The sequence below is a fragment of the Streptomyces sp. NPDC056373 genome (assembly GCF_042262425.1).
GTDB lineage: Bacteria > Actinomycetota > Actinomycetes > Streptomycetales > Streptomycetaceae > Streptomyces.
Window position 1 is genome coordinate 53,224 of record NZ_JBHJPX010000022.1, and the last position, 19,101, is coordinate 72,324.

Here is a 19,101-nt window from a genome sequence, read left to right on the forward strand (position 1 = left end):
CCATGGCGCGACTCGCCCAGACCGCCGGTCTGACGGACGTCCAGCAGGAGATCCTGTCCACCGTCCGGGACTTCGTGGACAAGGAGATCATTCCGGTCGCCACGGAGCTGGAGCACCGCGACGAGTACCCGCAGCAGATCGTCGACGGGCTGAAGGAGTTGGGCCTGTTCGGCCTGATGATCCCCGAGGAGTACGGGGGTCTGGGCGAGTCGCTCCTCACCTACGCCCTCTGCGTCGAGGAGATCGCCCGTGGGTGGATGTCGGTGTCCGGCATCATCAACACCCACTTCATCGTGGCGTACATGCTCAAGCAGCACGGTACGCAGGAGCAGAAGGACCACTTCCTGCCGAGGATGGCCGCCGGCGACATCCGGGGCGCCTTCTCGATGTCGGAGCCGGGCCTCGGCTCGGACGTGTCGGCGATCACGTCGAAGGCGGTCAAGGACGGCGAGGAGTACGTCCTCAACGGCCAGAAGATGTGGCTGACGAACGGCGGAACGTCCTCTCTGGTGGCCGTTCTGGTCAGAAGTGACGAAGGTCACGCCGAGGGCACCGCGCCGCACAAGTCGATGACGACCTTCCTGGTCGAGAAGGAGCCCGGTTTCGGCGAGGTCCGCCCCGGCCTCACGATCCCCGGCAAGATCGACAAGATGGGTTACAAGGGGGTCGACACCACCGAACTCATCATGGATGGCCTGCGGATTCCTGCGGATCGTGTGCTCGGCGGGGTCACCGGCCGTGGTTTCTACCAGATGATGGACGGGGTCGAGGTCGGCCGCGTGAACGTGGCGGCGCGTGGCTGCGGCGTCGCTCAGCGTGCGTTCGAGCTGGGTGTCCAGTACGCGCAGCAGCGCCACACCTTCGGCAAGCCGATCGCCCAGCACCAGGCGATCCAGTTCAAGCTGGCCGAGATGGCTACCAAGGTCGAGGCCGCCCATGCGATGATGGTGAACGCAGCACGCAAAAAGGACTCCGGGGAGCGAAACGACCTCGAGGCCGGGATGGCGAAGTACCTCGCCTCCGAGTACTGCAAGGAGGTCGTCGAAGACGCCTTCCGGATCCACGGCGGCTACGGCTTCTCCAAGGAGTACGAGATCGAGCGCCTCTACCGTGAGGCCCCGATGCTGCTCATCGGTGAAGGTACCGCCGAGATCCAGAAAATGATCATCGGCAGGCGGCTGCTCGAAGAGTATCGGTTCCAGGGCTAGATGTCCGGATACGGGGTGTTTTCTTGGAGAAGAAGATCACACCCCGTCAGCACTCTTCTGCCGCCGACTCGGCTGCCTGGCTTACCCAGTTACGGCCCCGAGCCGCTACGATCGCCGGAAAGCCGCCGTCCCCCGTCAGTGTGCGGCATCATCCGCTACGAAGGTCATCCATGCCCCACAGCCAAACCTCTGCACCTCGCGACAGCCGGGCCGGCGTACGCCTCGCGCGCGGAGCATCGCCGTGGCTCCTTCCGACCGTCGCCACCGCAGCCCTCAGCCTGGCGCGGGCCCGGCGCTCCGGCGCCGCCAAGGCCGTCGCCGTTCCCGCCACCGCGCTCGCGGCGGGGATGCTGTGGTTCTTCCGCGACCCCGAGCGCGAGATCACCCAGGGCCGGGTCATCTCGCCCGCCGACGGTGTGGTGCAGAGCATCATGCCGTGGAAGGACGGCCGCACCCGCGTCGCGATCTTCATGAGCCCGCTGAACGTCCACGTCAACCGCGCGCCGCTGGCCGGCACGGTGACGTCGGTCGAGCACATCCCCGGTGGCTTCGTTCCCGCCTTCAACAAGGAGAGCGAGAACAACGAGCGTGTCGTCTGGCACTTCGACACCGAGCTCGGCGACATCGAGATGATCCAGATCGCCGGCGCGGTCGCCCGTCGCATCGTCCCGTACCTGCCCGAGGGCACGAAGGTCGAGCAGGGCGAGCGGATCGGCCTGATCCGCTTCGGCTCGCGGGTCGACCTCTACCTGCCCGAGGGCGTGGAGGTCGCGGTCGAGGTCGGTCAGAAGACCGTGGCGGGGGTGACTCGCATTGACCGTGATTGATCCTGACACCAAGGCCGGCTGGGTCCCGGAGTCCGACGGGGTCGACGAGGAAGAGGAGATGCCCCTCTCTCTTCGCCTGTCGATAGCGGACACCCTCACGCTCGGCAACGCCACGTGCGGCTTCATGGCGGTGTACTTCACCACCACCGGCATCCTGATCCCGGACCTCATGGGCAGCCAGGAGTCCGGCATGGCGCGCAGCAGCGCGGCCACGGCGGTCATCCTGATGCTGTGCGCGGCGGTCTTCGACCTGTTCGACGGCCTGGTGGCGCGCAAGCTGCGCTCCTCCCCGATGGGCGCCGAGCTGGACAACCTGTCCGACCTGATCAGCTTCGGCCTGGCGCCGGCGTACTTCGTCCTCGTCTACGGCATGGTGGCGGAAGGCGCGTACCAGCGGGTCGCGGCGGTCGGGGCGATCGTGGTGCTGCTGGCGGTGGTGCTACGGCTTGCCCGGTTCTCGTGCGTCACGGTCAAGGACGGCACCTTCCAGGGCATGCCGTCACCGTTCGGCGCGCTGACCGTGGTGTCCATCGTGTTGCTGGAGCTGCCCTTCGTGGCGACCCTGCTGGCGATCCTGGGGACGGCGTGGCTGATGGTGAGCCGCGTGGAGTACCCGAAGCCGCGGGGCCGGCTCGCCGTGGCGATGCTGTCGTGGATCGTGGTGGGCATGGGCATGATGGCCGCCTGGGCCTTCGACGCGCCGAGCGGTCAGCTGCTGCTCCAGACGGGCTGCGCGCTCCAGCTGGTCATGGGGGCGGTGATCCCGCTGTTCGCGACGGCCCGCCGGGTGAACAACTTCCGGGACAACCGCCGCGAGGCGCGGGCGGCGCAGCTGCCCTGATCGCGTCCCTGTACTGACGGGTGTGGCCCGGGCCTGAAGGCCCGGGCCACACCCGTTTTCCGTTCAAGAGCCTCCCCTTCTAGCCCTTGACCGGGCAACTACCGCCGTTCGAGGCCGATTTGCGGGGGAATCACCGGAAGAGGAGGGTGGGAAGAGGGGATTGAATCCACTTCGTCCTACTTTCCCCACGGGGAGGCGGCCATGCCCGCACCCATCCTCAGAGAGCACAAAGTCACACTCCGGTCCCAGATCCCCGCGAACTCCGGCGAGACGGTGACCCTGCCGGTACGGGAGTGGGAGGGCACCAAGAAGAACCAGCCGCACCAGCCGGTGCTCATGCTGCACGGCAGGAGCGTGCCGGCACTGCCGGGGTTCGACCTCGCGCCGGTGCCCGGCGGGCGCGCCACCCGCTACAGCTGGGCACAGGAACTCGCGGACGACGGCTACGACGTCTTCATCATGGACCTGCAGGGCGCCGGCCGGTCGCCGCGCCCGATGATGGACGACCCGTGCAACGCCAACCCGGGCCAGCAGCAGGTCCTCGTCCCCAACCCCCTCCAGGCGCCCTGCCCGCCCCCTCCCCCGTACGCCAAGCAGCTGGGCAACTCGGAGAGCGAGTGGGCGGAGGTGGACGCGGTGGTCGAGTACATCCGGAGCCTGCCCGGCCGGAAGAAGCCCATCCGTTTCATCGCCTGGTCCCTGGGCGCGGCCATCATGGGCCCCTACGCCCTCCAGCATCCCGGCAACGTGGAGAGCCTGCTCCTGCTCGCCCCGGTCTTCCCACCCAAGGGACGATGGTCGGACAAACCCGACGATCCGTTCGGCCGTCCCGCCGAGGCCCAGACGCTGCCGATGTCCAAACCGGCCGTCACCTGGGGTTTCCCGATGTTCGTCGGGACCAGGACAGGGTTCACCACCGGGCTGGACGGCAATCCGGACCTGCGGGAACCCGGCGTGGTGGACCTCGCCTGGGAGGCCTGCATGCATGGCGATCCCCTCGGCAGCAAGTGGGGCCCCGAGGTGGCCCCCGGTGAGTACGAGGGCATCCTGCGGTACCGGAACACGTACTGGTGGGGCTGGAACAACCGGACGGTGCCGCACGAGAACCCGGCCGGCACGCCCGTGCTCGGGGAACGGATTCCCGTGCTCATCATCTACGGGGAACTGGACCGGGCCGCCAACAGCCCGGCCACCTTCCCCGACCCGATCCGCTTCTCCGTGCCGGACCTGTACAAGGCCGTCAAGGGACCCCGCAAGCTGATGTTCTGCCTCGAGGGTGCGGGCCACTCGCTGGTGTGGGAGATCACCGCCCAGACGGTGCACCAGATGTCGAAGCAGTGGTTCAAGAACGGCAAGGCGGAGGGCCAGAGCTCCGGCAGCTACTTCCGGGACTCCAACGGTGTGCTGATCCCCCTGCCGTGACGGTTCAGGTCAGGAAGTCCCGCGCGATCCGCTCCGCCACCCGTTCCAGGATCGGGCCGGCCTCGGCGATGCACTTGGCGACGTCCGGTTCCGCGTCCGTCAGGGGGTAGGCCCGGCGGAAACCGGCGCGGCCCAGGGTCTGGGGCGGCAGGGCCAGGCGGCCGCAGACGGCCACGACGTCCTTGTCCGCGGCGCGGGCCGCGGCGGCCACACCCGCCGGGGCCTTGCCGTGCAGGGTCTGCTCGTCGAGGGAGCCCTCGCCGGTGATGACCAGATCGGCGCGGTCCAGGGCGGGGGCGAAGCCCAGGACGTCGAGCATCACCTCGATGCCGGGACGGAACCGGGCGCCCAGCAGCAGAGCGCCGTAGCCGATGCCGCCCGCCGCGCCCGCGCCCGGTGACGCCGCGTACTCGGCGGCCCTCGGGCCGGCCGGGCCCCGGAGCACCCCCGCGAAGTGCGCGAGAGCGGAGTCCAGGGCCGCCACGTCGTCGGGTGAGGCGCCCTTCTGCGGGCCGTAGACCGCGGGGGCGCCCTTCGGGCCGGTCAGCGGGTTGTCGACGTCGCTCGCGAGGACCAGCTCGATCTCGGCTAGGCGCGGGTCGAGTCCCGACAGATCGGCGGTGGCCAGCTCGGCGAGTCCGCCGCCGCCCGGGGGCACAGGTTCCCCGTCGGCGGTCAGGAACCGGGCGCCCAGCGCCGACAGCATCCCGGCGCCGCCGTCGGTGGTGGCGCTGCCGCCGACCCCGAAGACGATCGTGCGGGCACCGGCGTCCAGCGCGGCCTTCAGCAGCTCGCCGGAGCCGTACGTGGACGCCGTGAGCGGGGCGAAGACGCCGGCGGGCAGCCGTTGCAGACCGCTCGCCTCGGCCATCTCCACGACCGCGGTGCCCTCACGCAGCGCGAACGCCGCCGTCACCTCGTCGCCGAGGGGTCCGGCGACCCTTGCCTCACGGCGTTCGAACCCGGCCGCGACCGCCGCGGCCACGGTCCCGTCGCCGCCGTCGGCCACGGGCAGCGCCTCGACCTCGAGGTCCGGGCGGACCCGGCGCAGCCCGGCCGTGACGCGCTCGGCGACCTGCACGGCCGTCAGCGACCCCTTGAACTTGTCCGCGGCGACGAGCACCCGCCGTGCCTTCCGGGTGCCGCTCACTGCAGCGTCCGCCACTTGCACTCCCCTTGCTCTCCGGGCCCTCACGCACGTCAGGGCCAGTCGCGCCGCTGTGACCTTAACCGGAGGAGCCGTCCGCCGTCAGCCCGTGCCCATCTCATGGACCGGGGAGCCCTCGCCGCAGGGGCGCGGGGAACCGCGTGGCCGGCCACGACACAGCCGCGGCCCCGAGCACGCCGCAGTCCCCACTCTCAAAACGGGTAGACCTTCACTGTGACTCCCGCACGCTCCGACACAGACCTCGGCAACCGCATCCTCGGCGGCTGGCAGGGCCGCATCGCGGGAAACATGCTCGGCAAGCCGGTCGAGCAGGGCGAGGTGTGGACCCGCGACCGCATCGACCGCTATCTCAGACAGGCCGCGGCCCTGCCGCTGACCGACTACCTGCCCGAGCCGGTCAGCGAGCACGACGGCTTCGCGCTGCGCCCCGAGTGGCGCAGCTGCGTCCGCGGCCGGATCCACGGCAGCTGCCGTGACGACGACGTCGACTACGCGATCCTCGGCCTCGACCTGCTGGAGACCCACGGCTTCGGCTTCACCACCGAGCAGGTGGGCGACCTGTGGCTGCTGCGGCTGCCGTACCTGCAGACGTTCACCGCCGAGCGCGCCGCGTACCGCAACCTCGCGGGCGGGCTGAAGCCGCCGCTGACGGCGACGTACGACAATCCGTACCAGGAGTGGATCGGCGCCCTCATCCGGGCCGACGTCTTCGGCTGGACCTGTCCGGGAGTCCCGCGCCGCGCCGCCCTGCTCGCCCGGCGGGACGCGGTGCTGTCGCACACCGGCAACGGGGTCTACGGCGCGATGTGGGCGGCGGCGCTGATCGCGGCGGCGTTCACGGCGCCCACCGTGCGGCACGCCGTCGACGAGGCCCTGGCCGTGATCCCGGCGAGCAGCCGGCTGGCCCGCGCGGTACGCCGGGTCGTCGCTCTGCACGACACCCGGATGTCCTGGGAGGACACGCTCACCACGCTCGCCGAGGAGACGGCCGGGATGGGCTGGATCCACTCCGTGCCGAACGCGGCCGTCCTCACCGCCGGCCTGCTCTACGGCGACGGCGACTTCACCCGGACCATCACGCTCACGGTCCGCGGCGGCCTGGACACCGACTCCAACGGCGCGACCGCCGGTTCGGTGGCCGGAGTGTTCGGCGGGGCCGCGGCCATCCCGGAGCAGTGGAAGGCGCCTCTGGAGGACACGGTCCGCAGTGCCGTGTTCGGCTTCGACGGGGTACGGATCAGCGAGCTGGCGGAGCGGACACTGCGGCTGGCGGAACAGGCGGCCTGACCGGATCGAACCGGCCATTCCCTGACGCGTGCGGCGGCCGTCCTGGTCTTCCGCTTCGCGGCCCGGACCTCGTGACCGCTCAGTATCGGCCACCCCTAGGGGGCCCATTAAGCCATTCCGCTTGAAAGCGCTTCCATCCGGCTGATTCCGGCCACTCGGCCGTGAGCCACCGATACCGATCAAACCCGATCGTAAGGTGATCTGACCATCGGGTGCTCCGATCGTTTCCAGTCACCCGGCCCGCGTCCTCGCGCCTGACAGAAAGCGTCTGCTTGTCATGTCTCGTCTCAGAACCGCTGCCCGCGCCGCCGCCTCCGTGTCCCTTCTGACCGCCGCCGTCCTCACCGCCCCACAGGCCGTCGCCGCCGGGCAGCCCGCCGCCGCCGCGGCCAACGTCTGCGGCACCGGTTACACCCTGAGCAAGGCGATCCCGCTGCCCCTCGGCACCGCACCGAGCGAGCGCCTGGCCACCCTCTTCGCCTACGAGAACGGCGGCAAGGGCTGCGTCATCCTCGACAACAACGTCGGCAAGTCGCGGTACATGCTCGTGCAGGTCTGCAAGGTCGGCGGCACCTCCTGCGACAAGGACTCGGGCAACTTCACCGAGTACGCCGGTCCCGTCTACGTCTCCAGCTTCGCCTGCGCCCCGGTGACCGCCAAGATGGGCACCTCCTCCAGCAGCCTCTTCATCAACTACAAGTCCGACTACGTCTTCCCCTGCGGCTGAGCCGGGCCCGGTGGTTACCCTGCACCGATGACCACCTCTCCTGACTACGCCGCCTACATCGCGTCCCTGCCCCGCGTCCTGGCCGGCGCCGCCGCCCTGTTCCGCGACGACGAGGGCCGTGTGCTGCTCGTCGAGCCCAACTACCGGGAAGGCTGGACACTGCCCGGCGGAACGATCGAGTCCGACGACGGCGAGACCCCGCGGCAGGGCGCGCGGCGCGAGACGGCCGAGGAGATCGGCCTGGACCGCGAGCTCGGCCGGCTGCTGGCCGTGGACTGGGTGCACGGCACGGGCCGCCCGCCGCTGGTGGTCTATCTGTACGACGGCGGGGTGCTCGGCGAGGACGAGTTCAGGGCGATCCGGCTCCAGGAGGAGGAGCTGCTGTCCTGGCGGCTGGTCCCGCGCGAGGAGCTGACCGGGCATCTGCCGGGTGCCCTCGGCGGGCGGGTCCTGGCCGCCCTCGACGTCCTCGCCGACGGCTCCGGGACGGCCGAGCTGGAGAACGGCAGGCGGGTGTCCTGACGGGTCCGGCCGCTCACCTCCGGGTCTCCCGTTCGAAATCCGCTCGCCGCCGCCCCGCGGCCCGGCCTACCCTCGGCGACATGGCCAGGCCCCTTGTCGCCCTGCTCACCGGTGCCGGCATCAGCACGGACTCGGGGATCCCGGACTACCGCGGTCCGAACGGGCTGTGGCGGCGGGATCCCGACGCCGAGAAGCTCGTCACGTACGAGTACTACATGGGCGACGCCGAGATCCGCCGCCGGTCCTGGCTGATGCGGCGCGACACGGGGGCGCTGCGGGCCGAGCCCAACGCCGCGCACCGGGCCGTGGCGGAGCTGGAGCGGGCCGGGGTACCGGTGCGGGTGATCACGCAGAACGTGGACGGACTGCACCAGCTCGCCGGGATGCCCGACCGCAAGGTGCTCGAACTGCACGGCACGGCACGGAGTGTCGTGTGCACCGGCTGCCACGCCCGCGGCCCCATGACGGACGCGCTCGCCCGGGTGGAGGCCGGTGAGGACGATCCGCCCTGCCGCGCCTGCGGCGGCATCCTGAAGCCCGCGACGGTGATGTTCGGCGAGCGGCTCGACCCCGTCGTCCTCGGCGAGGCGGCCGCCGTCAGCAAGGCCTGTCAGGTGTTCATCGCCGTCGGTTCGAGCCTTCAGGTGCAGCCCGCGGCCGGTCTGGCGGGTGTCGCCGCCGACCACGGCGCCCGCCTGGTCGTCGTCAACGCCGAGCCGACCCCGTACGACGACCGTGCCGACGAGATCGTCCGCGATCCCATCGGCACGGCACTGCCGGAGCTGCTGCGTCGCCTCCGGGACACCCCCTAGACCTCGGGCCCCCGCTCAGAACAGGGCGGCCCCGCGTTCGAAGTCCAGCAGGCGCTGCTTGCGCTCCAGGCCGCCGCCGTACCCCGTCAGGCTGCCGTTCGCGCCGATGACCCGGTGGCAGGGGACGATGATGCCGACGGGGTTGCGGCCGTTGGCGAGGCCGACCGCGCGGGAGGCGGTGGGGATGCCGAGGGTGTCGGCGAGCCGGCCGTAGGTGCGGGTCTCGCCGTAGGGGATGCGGCGCAGTTCCTCCCAGACGGCGCGCTGGAACGGGGTGCCGTTCAGGCGCAGGGGGACGGTGAACTCCTCGAGGTCGCCCGCGAAGTAGGCCTTCAGCTGCTCCTCCGCCTCCGCGAAGAGGGTGTCGTCGCGGGTGCCGAAGGTCTCCTCCGCGGGGCGGTGGCGTTGGTCCGTCATGTACAGGCCGCACAGGACACCGTCGTCGCAGACGAGGGTGAGGGGGCCGTAGGGGCTGTCGGTCACGGTGTGCTGCTTCATCGAACGTCCCTATACCGGAAGGAAGTTGATCGGGTGCCTGTCGGTCGCCCAGAGGTACTGGACCGCGTAGGCCCGCCAGGGGCGCCAGGCCGCCGCGCGGGCGGTGAGGGCGGCCGGGGTGGAGGGCAGGCCCAGTTCCCGGGCGGCGCGGCGGATGCCGAGGTCGGTGGGGAGGAAGGCGTCGGGGTCGCCGAGGGCGCGCATGGCGATGACGTCCACCGTCCAGGGGCCGAAGCCGGGCAGGGCGAGGAGCTGGGCGCGGGTGCGTGGCCAGTCGCTCTCGACGCCCAGCTGGAGGTCGCCGTCGGCGAGCCGCTCGACCAGGGTGGTGAAGGTCGTACGGCGGGTGCGCGGCATCGCCAGCGTCTCGGGGTCGAGCGCCGCGAGGGACTCGGGGGCCGGGAAGAGGTGGGTGAGACCGCCCTCGGGGTCCTCGACCGGTTCGCCGTGCGAGGTGACCAGCCGGGCCGCGTGGGTGCGGGCGGCGGCGGTGGAGACCTGCTGGCCGAGCACGGCCCGGACGGCGAACTCGGCCTCGTCGACCGTGCGCGGCACCCGCCGTCCGGGCGCCTTGTCGACCAGGGGCGCGAGGTCCGGGTCGGTGCGGAGCTCGTCGTCGATGGCTACGGGGTCGGCGTCCAGGTCGAGCAGGCGGCGGCAGCGGCTGATGGCGACGGTCAGATCGCGCAGGTCGCTGAGGGTGAGGCGGCAGGCGATGTGGTCCGGGTTGGGGGTGAGGGCCACGATGCCGTGGCCGTACGGGAGGCGCAGGGTGCGGCGGTAGGAGCCGTCGCGCCACTCCTCCACGCCGGGTACGGCCGTCGCGGCGAGGTGGCCGAAGAGGTTGTCGGGGTTGAGCGGGGCGCGGAACGGCAGCCTTAGGGACAGGGCGCCGGGGGTGCTCGCGCCCTGCCGTTTCGGGGCGCGGGCGCGCAACTCGCTCGGGGGCAGGGCGAAGACCTCGCGGACCGTGCCGTTGAAGGTGCGGATCGAGGCGAAGCCCGCGGCGAAGGCGATCTGCGCCATCGGCAGGGCAGTCGTCTCGACGAGCAGCCGGGCCGTCTGGGCGCGCTGGGCGCGGGCGAGTGCGAGGGGGCCGGCGCCCAGCTCGGCGAGGAGCTGGCGTTCGACCTGCCGGGTGCTGTAGCCGAGCCGGCCGGCCAGGCCCGGCACGCCCTCGCGGTCCACGACGCCGTCGGCGATGAGCCGCATGGCGCGGGCCACGAGGTCGGCGCGCTGGTTCCACTCCGGGGAGCCGGGGCTGGTGTCGGGACGGCAGCGCTTGCAGGCCCGGAACCCGGCCTGCTGGCAGGCCGCCGCGCTGGGGTGGAAGACCATGTTCTCCGGCTTGGGCGGCACCACCGGGCAGCTCGGACGGCAGTAGATGCCGGTGGTCAGGACGGCCGTGAAGAACCAGCCGTCGAAGCGCGCGTCCTTGGACCGGACGGCGCGCACGCAGCGCTCGGTGTCGGTGTGCATCCCCATCTGCATGCCTCCAGCATCCGGCACCGGGCGATTCGGGGCTGGCGAGAATCCGACATCGACGTGCTCGGGCCGCCCCCCGGACGGGGTCAGATGAAGAATCATTCATGTGTTCGTGCGGGGCCGGTACGATGACGGCATGGGTCATGGAGCCGTCACTCCCGCACAGGACGCCGCCGAGCGCGTACGCCTGGACGCGGACAACGTCGCGAAGGTCGCCACCACGCTCCAGGCCCTGTCCACGCCCTCCCGGCTGCTGATCCTGGCGCGGCTGCGCGAAGGCCCGCTGCCGGCCACGGAGTTGGCCGCGGAGGTGGGCATGGAGCAGTCGGCCTGTTCCCACCAGCTGCGGCTGCTGCGCAATCTGGGCCTGGTCGTGGGCGAGCGGCAGGGCCGTTCGGTGGTCTACGCGCTGCACGACCACCATGTCGCCGAGCTGCTCGACCAGGCCGTGTACCACGTGGAGCATCTGCGGCTCGGCATCAGCGACGCCGCCGACTGAGGCGGCGCCGCTGTCCCGCCGTCCGTTCTAGTCGGTGGCGGTCGGCCGCCGCGAGGCCTCCATCGCCTCGCTCACCCGCGTCAGCGGACGCAGCCGGTAGGTGTACGCGTAGTCGCGGTCGGCGAGCAGCTTGAACTCGGCGTGCGTGTGTGCGCCCCAGCTGTCGTCGCCGCCCACGCCCATCTGGCGGTGGTTGAGGCGCAGGACCACCGCGTCCCGGGGAGTGAGCTGGTAGTCGTGGCGGGCTCCGACGGACAGGTCCTCGGGCGTGAAGTGCGAGGCGTTGACCTCCAGCAGGGGCTCACCGCTCACGAGCAGTCCGCGTCCCCGCCCGTCGGTCAGCGCGGCCCACCGCACGTCGGTCTTGTTGCCGTTCTCCTGGGGGCGCAGGTAGGAGGTCCACTGCCCGGAGACGGTGCCCGAGTGCAGGCCCACGTCGGTGGCGTTGTTGCGGTCCCACATGTTCTCCTCGGGGCCCCGGCCGTAGTAGTGCAGCCGGTCCAGGCTCCGCGGCAGGAACAGCAGGGTGCCGACCTCCGGGATGTACGGCAGGTTCGCCGCGCCCGGGTGCAGGGTGTTGTCGACCTTGATCTCGCCGTTGCCGAAGACCGTGTACGTCGTGCTGTACGTGGACTCGGTGCTCGTGGGCAGTGTGCCGGTGACGGTGACCTCGACGGCCCGGTCGGCCAGGGGCCGGACGCGTACGTCGGACACCTTCCGCTTCGCTCCGGCGTCGCGCCAGGTCTGGTTGCGGGTGTGCTGGCCGTTGCCGCGGTCGTTGTCGGTGGGCGCGCGCCAGAAGTTCGGGACGGGGCCCGAGGTGAGGAGACGGGTGCCGCCCGCCTCGTAGGAGGTGATGGTGCCGGTGCCCTTGTCGACGGTGACGGCGAAGCCCTTGCCCTTGACGGTGACGGTCCTGTCCCCGTCGGTGTGGCTCAGGGCGGGCACGCTCCGCAGCGGGGCGGGCTTCACGGCCGGGCTGTCCGTGTCGAGGGCGAGTTGCTGCTTGGCCACCTCGAAGCCGGCCTTCGCCCACGGGGTGGCCTCCCTCGTGGTGAAGGAGAGCTGGAGGAAGTACTCCGTGCCGGGCTCGGCTTCAGCCGGGATCCGCACCGGGACCTTGATGTCCTTGCTGCTCAGCGGTGCCACATCGAGCTGGTCGCGGGTCAGCCGGCCCCGCTGGACGACCTCGCCGTCGGCGACCAGCAACCAACGTCCCTCGAACTCGCGCAGGTTGGTGAACAGGTACTCGTTCGTGAGTGTGACGGCACCGGGACCGCCCGAGGCCGACGTGGCATTGACGGCCTGGTAGATCTGCTTGACCTCTGCGGACTTGCCGGTGAGACCGCGGTCGGCGGTGATGAGCCCGTCCCCGGCGAAGGCACCGTCGTTGGGGTTGTCGCCCCAGTCACCACCGTAGGAGTAGAACGTCCTGTCGCGCGGGCGCTTCTCGGTGAAGCCGGCTGTGGCGGCGTCGAACCAGAAGCGCACGCCCTCGTCGTCGGGCCCCCGCGTGTCCGAGGCCAGCTCCGCCGCGCTCAGGGCGCGGGCGTACACACGGGCCCGGCGGATGGTGCCGCTGAACTCCCGGGTGGGGTTGTCGACGTCGGTGGCGAGCGAGAGGGGGGCGGTGTTGCCGGCGGGGCGGCGGGTGGTGGTCCTGGTGCCACGCACCTGGCCGTCGACGTGCAGGGTGAGCGTGCCCGCGTCCGCGTCGAAGACGCCGGCGATGTGGTGCTCCTCGCCGGTCCAGCCCTCGGGCAGCGCCCAGCTCGCGGTGACCCACTGGCCGCCGCCGTGGATGAAGAACTCCAGGTTCTTGTCGGTCTGCTTGAGGGCGTACTGGGTGTCGCCCTTGGCGATGAGGGGCTGGTGGCCGCCGGTGACGTCCGGGGTGACCCAGGCCTCCAGGGTCAGGGAGCCGGTGAGGTCGAGGCGGGAGTCGCGGGGGAAGACGGTGCCGCCCGAGACGCCCTTGGCGCGGTCGAAGGTGCCCGCGGGTGCCATGACCTCGCCGCGCAGCGAGCCCGGGCCGGACTCGGTCAGCAGCTTGCGCGTCGGGGTGGGCCAGCGCAGGGCCTGGTCCACGAAGTCCCAGATCCAGCCGCCCTGGAGGACGTCGTAGCGGCGGACGATGTCCCAGTACTTCTTGAAGTTGCCGCTGGAGTTCCCCATCGCGTGGGAGTACTCGATCATCACGTAGGGCCGGGTGTCGCCGGTGTCCTTGGCGCGCTGCTCGACGCGCTGCGGGCTGTCGTACATCTCGGAGCGGATGTCGCTGATGCCCGGGCGGTCGTCGCCCTCGTACTGGATGACGCGGGTGGAGTCGTAGGAGCGGATCCAGTCGTGCATGGCGTTGAAGGTGGTACCGCCGCCGGCCTCGTTGCCGAGGGACCAGATGACCACCGAGGCGTGGTTCTTGTCCCGGTGGACCATGTTCTGGGCGCGGACCACGCACGCCTCGGTCCACTCCGGGTGTCCGCTGCCGGGGAACTTGTCGCGGATGCCGTGGGTCTCGAGGTTGGTCTCGTCGACGAGGTACAGGCCGTACTCGTCGGCGAGTTCGAGCCACAGCGGGTTGTTGGGGTAGTGCGAGGTGCGGACGCTGTTGATGTTGAGCCGCTTGATGATCCCGATGTCCTCGACCATCTGCGCCCGGGTGAGCGCCGAGCCGGTGACGGGGTGCATCTCGTGCCGGTTGGTGCCGCGGAAGGAGACCGGCTTGCCGTTGATGCGCATCAGGCCGTCCCTCAGCGCGAACTCGCGGAAGCCGACCCGGTGCGAGAGCGTCTCGACCACCTTGCCGGCCGGGTCGCGCAGGCGGAGCACGGCGGTGTAGAGGTTCGGGTGCTCGGCCGACCACAGCTCGGGCGAGGGGACGGCCCTGGACGCCTCGGCGGTGGCCTCCTCGCCGTCGGGGACCTCGACGGTCCGGTTCAGGGGACGGGACCAGACGGCGTGGCCGCGCGCGTCGTAGAGCTGCGTCTCGACGGTGTAGCGGCCCGCGCCCTGGCCGCCGTAGTCGCGGACCTGTGCGGTGACCTTGAGCTCGGCGGAGGTGTAGTCGTCGCCCAGCGGGGTGTCCAGGCGGAAGTCGCGCACGTGCACGGCGGGCGTGGAGAACAGGTGGACCGAGCGGAAGATGCCGCTCAGCCGGATCATGTCCTGGTCCTCCAGCCACTCCGCGTCGGAGTAGCGGTACACCTCGACGGCGATCTGGTTGGTGCCCGGCTTGAGGTGGGGGGTGATGTCGTACTCGGCGGAGGTGTAGGAGTCCTCGTGGTAGCCGGCCAGCTTGCCGTTGATCCACACGTAGTGGGCGGACTTGACGCCCTCGAAGTGCAGGAAGGTGCGCCGGCCCGACCAGTTGCGGGGCACGGTGAACGTGCGGCGGTACTGGCCGACGGGGTTGTAGCGGGTCGGGGCGGCGGGCGGCTGGGCGTTCTCGCCGCCGCCGTTGGGGCCCCACCAGGGGTAGGTGATGTTGACGTAGATCGGGAAGTCGTAGCCGTGCAGCTGCCAGGCCGAGGGCACCGGGATGGTGTCCCAGCCGGAGTCGTCGACATCGGTGCCGTAGAAGTCCGGGTCACGGTCGTCGGGGCGGTCGGCGTAGGCGAACTTCCAGGTGCCGTCGAGGCTCAGCCGGTACGGCGAGCGCTCGCGGTCGCCCTTCAGGGCCTGTCCGAGGTTCGCATAGGGCATGAGGGTGGTGTGCGGTGGCTCGGTGCCCACCCGGTACACGCTCAGGCCGTCGTTCCACTCCGGAGGGCCGTCCGCCGCCGGGCGCCGGCCGGCCGCGTGCGAGACGGTGGGCGACGCCGAGAGGGCGAGCGCGCCGAGCACGGCGGCTCCTCCCTCCAGCAGACGGCGGCGGCTGACGACGGGCCGCTCGGCGGAGAACGGATGCGGGGGGTGCGGCATGAACGTGGCCTTCCTCGGTTCGACAGGTGCGGTGCTGCACGGACTGAGGGCACGTCAGATGCGATCCTCAACTGCGCACCCCTGGTGGGTGTTTCTGTTGATTCGATGGACAACTGACGGTGACAGAGCAACTGCTGAGCAGGCACACCCTAGGACTCGCACACAATCGAAGCAATGACCGCGTCGGACTTTGTGCGGTCCTGATGATTCTCACGCACCAGGGCCTCGTGCGGCGCCGGGGCGAGCCGCCGGTGGTGCGTCCCGTGCAGCAGGTGGGCGCGCAGGTCCACGCGGCCGCCGAAGTCGTGCGCGGTCACCGACGGCTCCCGCAGGCCCCGTGCGCCGGCAGCCCGGTGAGGACCGGCCCTGAGCGGCGAGTGGAAACGTCCTGGCCGGCGTGCGTGCCGGCGCCGAGGGTGGTGACCGGCGCTTTTTTGTCATTTCGGCGCGACAGTGCCGCTCCTGCGACCGTAATGTGACCTCATCGGACAGCCCGCACGACAGATCATGGCGGTACCCTTGCCGCGCCGGAAGGAGCGGCCCGCATGAACGGCTACGCGACCTCGGACCGCGACGCCGTCACGGCCGCGCCCGGCGGGCTGCTGGACCTGCTCAAGGTCGCGGCCGTGGTCCTCGACGCGGGCGGGCACATCGCGCTGTGGAGTCCCGAGATCGAGCAGCTGCTGGGCTGGACCGCGCAGGAGGCCCTGCGGCAGCGCGCCGACACCCTCCTGGTCTCCCCCGAGAACCGCCCCCGTGGCAGGGAGCTGTTCGCGCAGGTCAGCACGGGGGCGCGGTGGGCCGGGGTGTTCCCGCTGCGGCACCGCGACGGCACGGAACGGGCCGTGGAGTTCCGTACGATGCGCCTCCTCGACCCCGACGGGCAGCCCCACCTGCTGGGACTGGCCACGGACGCCACGACCGTACGCAAGGTGGAGCGCGACCTCGCGCTCTCCCACAGCCTCGTCAACCAGACCCCGCTCGGCATCGCCGTCTTCGACAACGACCTGCGCTGGGTCGGTGTCAACCCCGCACTGGAGCGGATCAACGGCGTGCCCGAGGAGGCCGTGCTGGGGCGCCGGGTCGGGGAGGTGCTGCCGGACCTGGACGTGGCGGCCATCGAGACCCGGATGCGGCACGTCCTGGAAACCGGCAGACCGCTGCTGGACCAGCAGACCGTCGGGCGTACGGCGGCGGACGCGCGGGAGCGCGCCTACTCGGAGTCGTACCACCGCATCGAGGACACCGACGGCCGGGTCCTGGGGCTCGCGATGGCGGTGCTGGACGTCACCGAGCGCCAGCAGGCCGCGGCCGAGGTCGCCCAGGCGCGCCAGCATCTGTCGGTGATCGCCGACGCGGGGATGAAGATCGGCACCACGCTGGACCTCCAGCAGACCGCCCGGGAACTGGCCGGCGTGGTCGTGCCGCATCTGGCGGACCTGGCCGCCGTGGACGTCCTGGAGTCGGTCGTCTCCGGGGGCACCATCGCGCCGGTGTCGGGCGGCTCCCCGGCCGAGTTCCGGGCGCTGGCCGTCGCGGCCGGTTACCCCACCGACGCCATCCACGCCGCCGACCCGGTCGGCGAACTCGCCACGTACGGCTCGTCACGGATCATCACGCAGTGCGTCCGCAGCGCCCGCCCGGTCCTGGTCGAGCGCGTGGACGCCAAGATGCTGCGGCGACTGGCCCGGGACTCACGCGCCGCCCAGGCCCTGCACGAGGCCGGCGCCCACTCCTACCTGGCGCTGCCGCTGGTGGCCCGGGGCAAGGTGCTGGGTACGCTCTCGCTGTACCGCACGGTCAACGAGCGCTCCTTCGACGACCAGGACCGCGTGCTCGCCTCGGAACTCGCCGCGCGCGCCGCGATCTGCATAGACAACGCCCGCCTCTACGGCCGCGAGCGCGGCACCGCCCTGACCCTGCAGCGCAGCCTGCTGCCGAGCACACCCGCCGAGCGGGAAGGGCTGGACATCGCCGCCCGCTACCGCCCGGCCCTCAGCGAGGTCGGCGGCGACTGGTACGACGTGCTCCCGCTGGGTCCCGGGCGCACCGGGCTGGTCGTCGGGGACGTCATGGGCAAGGGCGTCCAGGCCGCGGCGATCATGGGGCAGCTGAGCACGGCGACGCGGGCGCTGGCCCGGCTGGACCTGCCGCCCGCCGAGCTGCTGCGGCACCTAGACGACATCGCCGGATCGCTCGGCGACGCGATCGCGACGTGCGTATACGCGGTGTGCGACCTCGGGCGCGGCACCTGCGAGCTGTCCAGCGCCGGGCATCTGCCGCCGGTGCTCGCCGGGGCGGACGGCCGTGCGCGGCTCGTCGACGTGCCGGGCGGTGTCCCGCTCGGGGTCGGCGGCGTGGAGTTCGGCACCGTGGAGGTGGAGCTCGGCCCGGGCTCCCTGCTCGCCCTGTACACGGACGGCCTGGTCGAGAACCGCGGAGAGCCCATCGACACCGGCCTCGGCACCCTGACCCGGCTGCTCCAGCACGCGGGACCCAGCCTTCAGCGCGCGAGCGACTCCCTGCTCAGCGCGCTGAGTCCGGAGCCGGACGACGACGTGGCCCTGCTGCTGGTCCGCACGCGGGCCTGAACGCGGGGCCGTGACGCGGCCGCGTCCGTCCCTTGCGGGCGGGTACGGCCGCCCGGCTCTCAGATGTCGCCCTTCTTCGCGGTGCACAGGGCCCAGATGATGAACCCGGTCAGAGCGATCATCACCACGGACCAGACCGGGTAGGCCGGCAGGGAGAGGAAGTTGGCGATGAGGACGAGTCCAGCGATCCCCACACCGAGGACGCGCGCCCAGGTGGATGCCTGGAACAGCCCCACGCTGACGAGCACGGCGACGATGCCGAGGGCGAGGTGGATCCAGCCCCAGCCGGTGAGGTCGAAGGAGAAGACGTAGTTGGGGGTACTGACGAAGACCTGGTCCTCGGCGATGGCTGAGATGCCGCGCATGATCGCCAGGATCCCGGCGATCATGAGCATGATGGCCGCGAAGATCATCAAGCCCGCGGCGGCGGTTCCGTGCCTCGCCCTCGGCGATCCGTGCGTCGGGTGTGTAGCGGTCATCCTGCTGCCTCGATTCGCTGCGTCCGGTGCGGTCGGCGACCGGAGGTGGAGGTACGGGGCCGGAAAGCCCGACGTGCGGGAACCGTCCCCCTCGACCCCAGCCTGCCCAGGGCCGGTCCGGGCCGCCTCACCCGTGACGGGTGATCCGAATGCGGCGCCGGAGCGCTGAGGTGGTGGGACAGGCCTTGTGGGGCGCCCCGGTGCCGGAGGCAGGACCGCGACCGAGAGACGCGCGATGGACGTTCCAGCGAAGCAGCCGCACCGGCGGCGGGGACAGCGACGGCGTGCGGCGATCTCGGCCCTCGCACGCGCCGCGCTCGTCGCGGCGGGGCTCGTCACCGTCTACTACGAGCTGCCTCTGGACGGCCGCGGCACGACCGGCGATTCGGTGCTGCTGGCCTGCGGTCTGCTGCTGGTCGTCGTGGTGTTCTGGTGGCAGGTGCGGGCCATCGTGACCTCGCCTCACCCCCGGCTGAAGGCCGTCGAGACCCTGGCCACCACGCTGGCGCTCTTCCTGCTGCTCTTCGCGGGCGCCTACTTCCTGCTGGAGCACACCACCCCCGGCTCGTTCAGCGAGCCGCTGACCAAGACGGACTCCCTGTACTTCACGCTCACGACGTTCACCACCGTCGGATACGGCGACATCACGGCCCGCTCGCAGACCGGGCGGGTACTGACGATGATGCAGATGGTGGGCGGTCTGATGCTGGTGGGCGTTGCTGCACGGATCCTCGCCGGCGCCGTCGAGGCGGGACTGCGACGGCAGGGCCGGGAGCCCTCGGACGACTTCCCCAGTCGGCGGAAGGACTGAACC

General features: G+C 71.3%; 17 protein-coding genes. 11 read left to right on the forward strand and 6 right to left on the reverse strand.

Going from position 1 to position 19,101, the window contains the following annotated elements:
* Positions 1 to 2: 2 nt before the first annotated feature.
* The 4 genes from ACFCXS_RS35125 to ACFCXS_RS35140 all read left to right on the forward strand — a co-directional run bounded on the left by ACFCXS_RS35125 (position 3) and on the right by ACFCXS_RS35140 (position 4,298).
* Positions 3 to 1,208 carry an acyl-CoA dehydrogenase family protein gene (locus ACFCXS_RS35125; RefSeq protein ID WP_362245185.1) on the forward strand — a complete coding sequence of 402 codons (1,206 nt, stop codon included), beginning with the start codon at positions 3 to 5 and terminating at the stop codon, positions 1,206 to 1,208.
* A 170-nt stretch (positions 1,209 to 1,378) separates the two neighbouring features.
* Positions 1,379 to 2,035: a phosphatidylserine decarboxylase gene (locus ACFCXS_RS35130; protein WP_053671161.1), complete on the forward strand. Its 657-nt coding sequence runs from the start codon at positions 1,379 to 1,381 to the stop codon at positions 2,033 to 2,035.
* A 58-nt stretch (positions 2,036 to 2,093) separates the two neighbouring features.
* Positions 2,094 to 2,876 carry a CDP-diacylglycerol--serine O-phosphatidyltransferase gene (gene pssA / locus ACFCXS_RS35135; RefSeq protein WP_114257714.1) on the forward strand — a complete coding sequence of 261 codons (783 nt, stop codon included), beginning with the start codon at positions 2,094 to 2,096 and terminating at the stop codon, positions 2,874 to 2,876.
* A 201-nt stretch (positions 2,877 to 3,077) separates the two neighbouring features.
* Entirely contained in the window at positions 3,078 to 4,298 is a 1,221-nt protein-coding gene (locus tag ACFCXS_RS35140) for an alpha/beta hydrolase (RefSeq protein WP_376647420.1), read from the forward strand.
* A 4-nt stretch (positions 4,299 to 4,302) separates the two neighbouring features.
* Here ACFCXS_RS35140 and ACFCXS_RS35145 read toward each other — a convergent pair whose 3' ends face one another.
* Positions 4,303 to 5,421: a glycerate kinase gene (locus tag ACFCXS_RS35145; RefSeq protein WP_376647484.1), complete on the reverse strand. Its 1,119-nt coding sequence runs from the start codon at positions 5,419 to 5,421 to the stop codon at positions 4,303 to 4,305.
* Between the two features lie 258 nt (positions 5,422 to 5,679).
* On the opposite strand from ACFCXS_RS35145, the gene ACFCXS_RS35150 reads away from it, so the two are divergent.
* The 4 genes from ACFCXS_RS35150 (at position 5,680) to ACFCXS_RS35165 (ending at position 8,814) form a co-directional block, all read left to right on the forward strand.
* Positions 5,680 to 6,753 carry an ADP-ribosylglycohydrolase family protein gene (locus tag ACFCXS_RS35150; protein WP_376647421.1) on the forward strand — a complete coding sequence of 358 codons (1,074 nt, stop codon included), beginning with the start codon at positions 5,680 to 5,682 and terminating at the stop codon, positions 6,751 to 6,753.
* 277 nt (positions 6,754 to 7,030) lie between these two features.
* Entirely contained in the window at positions 7,031 to 7,480 is a 450-nt protein-coding gene (locus ACFCXS_RS35155; protein ID WP_376647422.1) for a hypothetical protein, read from the forward strand.
* A gap of 27 nt (positions 7,481 to 7,507) precedes the next feature.
* Positions 7,508 to 8,002 (forward strand): NUDIX domain-containing protein, encoded by a 495-nt coding sequence (locus tag ACFCXS_RS35160; RefSeq protein WP_376647423.1) that lies wholly within the window; start codon positions 7,508 to 7,510, stop codon positions 8,000 to 8,002.
* Positions 8,003 to 8,082: 80 nt separating this feature from the next.
* The gene (locus ACFCXS_RS35165) at positions 8,083 to 8,814 is read left to right on the forward strand and encodes an NAD-dependent deacetylase (protein WP_376647424.1); all 732 of its coding nucleotides are present in this window, start codon (positions 8,083 to 8,085) and stop codon (positions 8,812 to 8,814) included.
* A gap of 15 nt (positions 8,815 to 8,829) precedes the next feature.
* Here ACFCXS_RS35165 and ACFCXS_RS35170 read toward each other — a convergent pair whose 3' ends face one another.
* Positions 8,830 to 9,312 carry a methylated-DNA--[protein]-cysteine S-methyltransferase gene (locus ACFCXS_RS35170; RefSeq protein WP_376647425.1) on the reverse strand — a complete coding sequence of 161 codons (483 nt, stop codon included), beginning with the start codon at positions 9,310 to 9,312 and terminating at the stop codon, positions 8,830 to 8,832.
* 9 nt (positions 9,313 to 9,321) lie between these two features.
* Positions 9,322 to 10,791: an AlkA N-terminal domain-containing protein gene (locus ACFCXS_RS35175; protein ID WP_376647485.1), complete on the reverse strand. Its 1,470-nt coding sequence runs from the start codon at positions 10,789 to 10,791 to the stop codon at positions 9,322 to 9,324.
* Positions 10,792 to 10,933: 142 nt separating this feature from the next.
* Between ACFCXS_RS35175 and ACFCXS_RS35180 the strand changes: the two genes are divergently transcribed.
* Positions 10,934 to 11,296 (forward strand): metalloregulator ArsR/SmtB family transcription factor, encoded by a 363-nt coding sequence (locus tag ACFCXS_RS35180; RefSeq protein ID WP_053671172.1) that lies wholly within the window; start codon positions 10,934 to 10,936, stop codon positions 11,294 to 11,296.
* A 27-nt stretch (positions 11,297 to 11,323) separates the two neighbouring features.
* On the opposite strand, the gene ACFCXS_RS35185 is transcribed toward ACFCXS_RS35180, so the two are convergent.
* Positions 11,324 to 15,217, reverse strand: a complete 3,894-nt coding sequence (locus ACFCXS_RS35185) for a glycoside hydrolase family 2 TIM barrel-domain containing protein (RefSeq protein ID WP_376647426.1) — start codon at positions 15,215 to 15,217, stop codon at positions 11,324 to 11,326.
* Between the two features lie 149 nt (positions 15,218 to 15,366).
* Positions 15,367 to 15,534 carry a hypothetical protein gene (locus tag ACFCXS_RS35190; RefSeq protein WP_376647427.1) on the reverse strand — a complete coding sequence of 56 codons (168 nt, stop codon included), beginning with the start codon at positions 15,532 to 15,534 and terminating at the stop codon, positions 15,367 to 15,369.
* Between the two features lie 228 nt (positions 15,535 to 15,762).
* Here ACFCXS_RS35190 and ACFCXS_RS35195 point away from each other — a divergent pair, with 228 nt between their 5' ends.
* On the forward strand, positions 15,763 to 17,808 hold the full coding sequence (locus tag ACFCXS_RS35195) for a SpoIIE family protein phosphatase (protein ID WP_376647428.1): 2,046 nt from the start codon (positions 15,763 to 15,765) through the stop codon (positions 17,806 to 17,808).
* Between the two features lie 59 nt (positions 17,809 to 17,867).
* Here the strand turns inward: ACFCXS_RS35195 and ACFCXS_RS35200 are convergent, their stop codons facing one another.
* Positions 17,868 to 18,287, reverse strand: coding sequence for a hypothetical protein (locus ACFCXS_RS35200; RefSeq protein ID WP_376647429.1), 420 nt, complete (start codon positions 18,285 to 18,287; stop codon positions 17,868 to 17,870).
* A gap of 235 nt (positions 18,288 to 18,522) precedes the next feature.
* Between ACFCXS_RS35200 and ACFCXS_RS35205 the strand changes: the two genes are divergently transcribed.
* Complete coding sequence (locus ACFCXS_RS35205) at positions 18,523 to 19,098, forward strand: potassium channel family protein (RefSeq protein ID WP_376647430.1); 576 nt, start codon at positions 18,523 to 18,525, stop codon at positions 19,096 to 19,098.
* Positions 19,099 to 19,101 lie beyond the last annotated feature (3 nt).

Bases quoted from the DNA above. Each gene is read 5' to 3' on its own strand.
- ACFCXS_RS35125 (WP_362245185.1), top strand. From the start codon at position 3: ATGGCGCGACTCGCCCAGACCGCCGGTCTGACGGACGTCCAGCAGGAG.
- ACFCXS_RS35130 (WP_053671161.1), top strand. From the start codon at position 1,379: ATGCCCCACAGCCAAACCTCTGCACCTCGCGACAGCCGGGCCGGCGTA.
- pssA (WP_114257714.1), top strand. From the start codon at position 2,094: ATGCCCCTCTCTCTTCGCCTGTCGATAGCGGACACCCTCACGCTCGGC.
- ACFCXS_RS35140 (WP_376647420.1), top strand. From the start codon at position 3,078: ATGCCCGCACCCATCCTCAGAGAGCACAAAGTCACACTCCGGTCCCAG.
- ACFCXS_RS35155 (WP_376647422.1), top strand. From the start codon at position 7,031: ATGTCTCGTCTCAGAACCGCTGCCCGCGCCGCCGCCTCCGTGTCCCTT.
- ACFCXS_RS35160 (WP_376647423.1), top strand. From the start codon at position 7,508: ATGACCACCTCTCCTGACTACGCCGCCTACATCGCGTCCCTGCCCCGC.
- ACFCXS_RS35165 (WP_376647424.1), top strand. From the start codon at position 8,083: ATGGCCAGGCCCCTTGTCGCCCTGCTCACCGGTGCCGGCATCAGCACG.
- ACFCXS_RS35170 (WP_376647425.1), bottom strand. From the start codon at position 9,312: ATGAAGCAGCACACCGTGACCGACAGCCCCTACGGCCCCCTCACCCTC.
- ACFCXS_RS35175 (WP_376647485.1), bottom strand. From the start codon at position 10,791: ATGCACACCGACACCGAGCGCTGCGTGCGCGCCGTCCGGTCCAAGGAC.
- ACFCXS_RS35180 (WP_053671172.1), top strand. From the start codon at position 10,934: ATGGGTCATGGAGCCGTCACTCCCGCACAGGACGCCGCCGAGCGCGTA.
- ACFCXS_RS35185 (WP_376647426.1), bottom strand. From the start codon at position 15,217: ATGCCGCACCCCCCGCATCCGTTCTCCGCCGAGCGGCCCGTCGTCAGC.
- ACFCXS_RS35195 (WP_376647428.1), top strand. From the start codon at position 15,763: ATGAACGGCTACGCGACCTCGGACCGCGACGCCGTCACGGCCGCGCCC.
- ACFCXS_RS35200 (WP_376647429.1), bottom strand. From the start codon at position 18,287: ATGACCGCTACACACCCGACGCACGGATCGCCGAGGGCGAGGCACGGA.
- ACFCXS_RS35205 (WP_376647430.1), top strand. From the start codon at position 18,523: ATGGACGTTCCAGCGAAGCAGCCGCACCGGCGGCGGGGACAGCGACGG.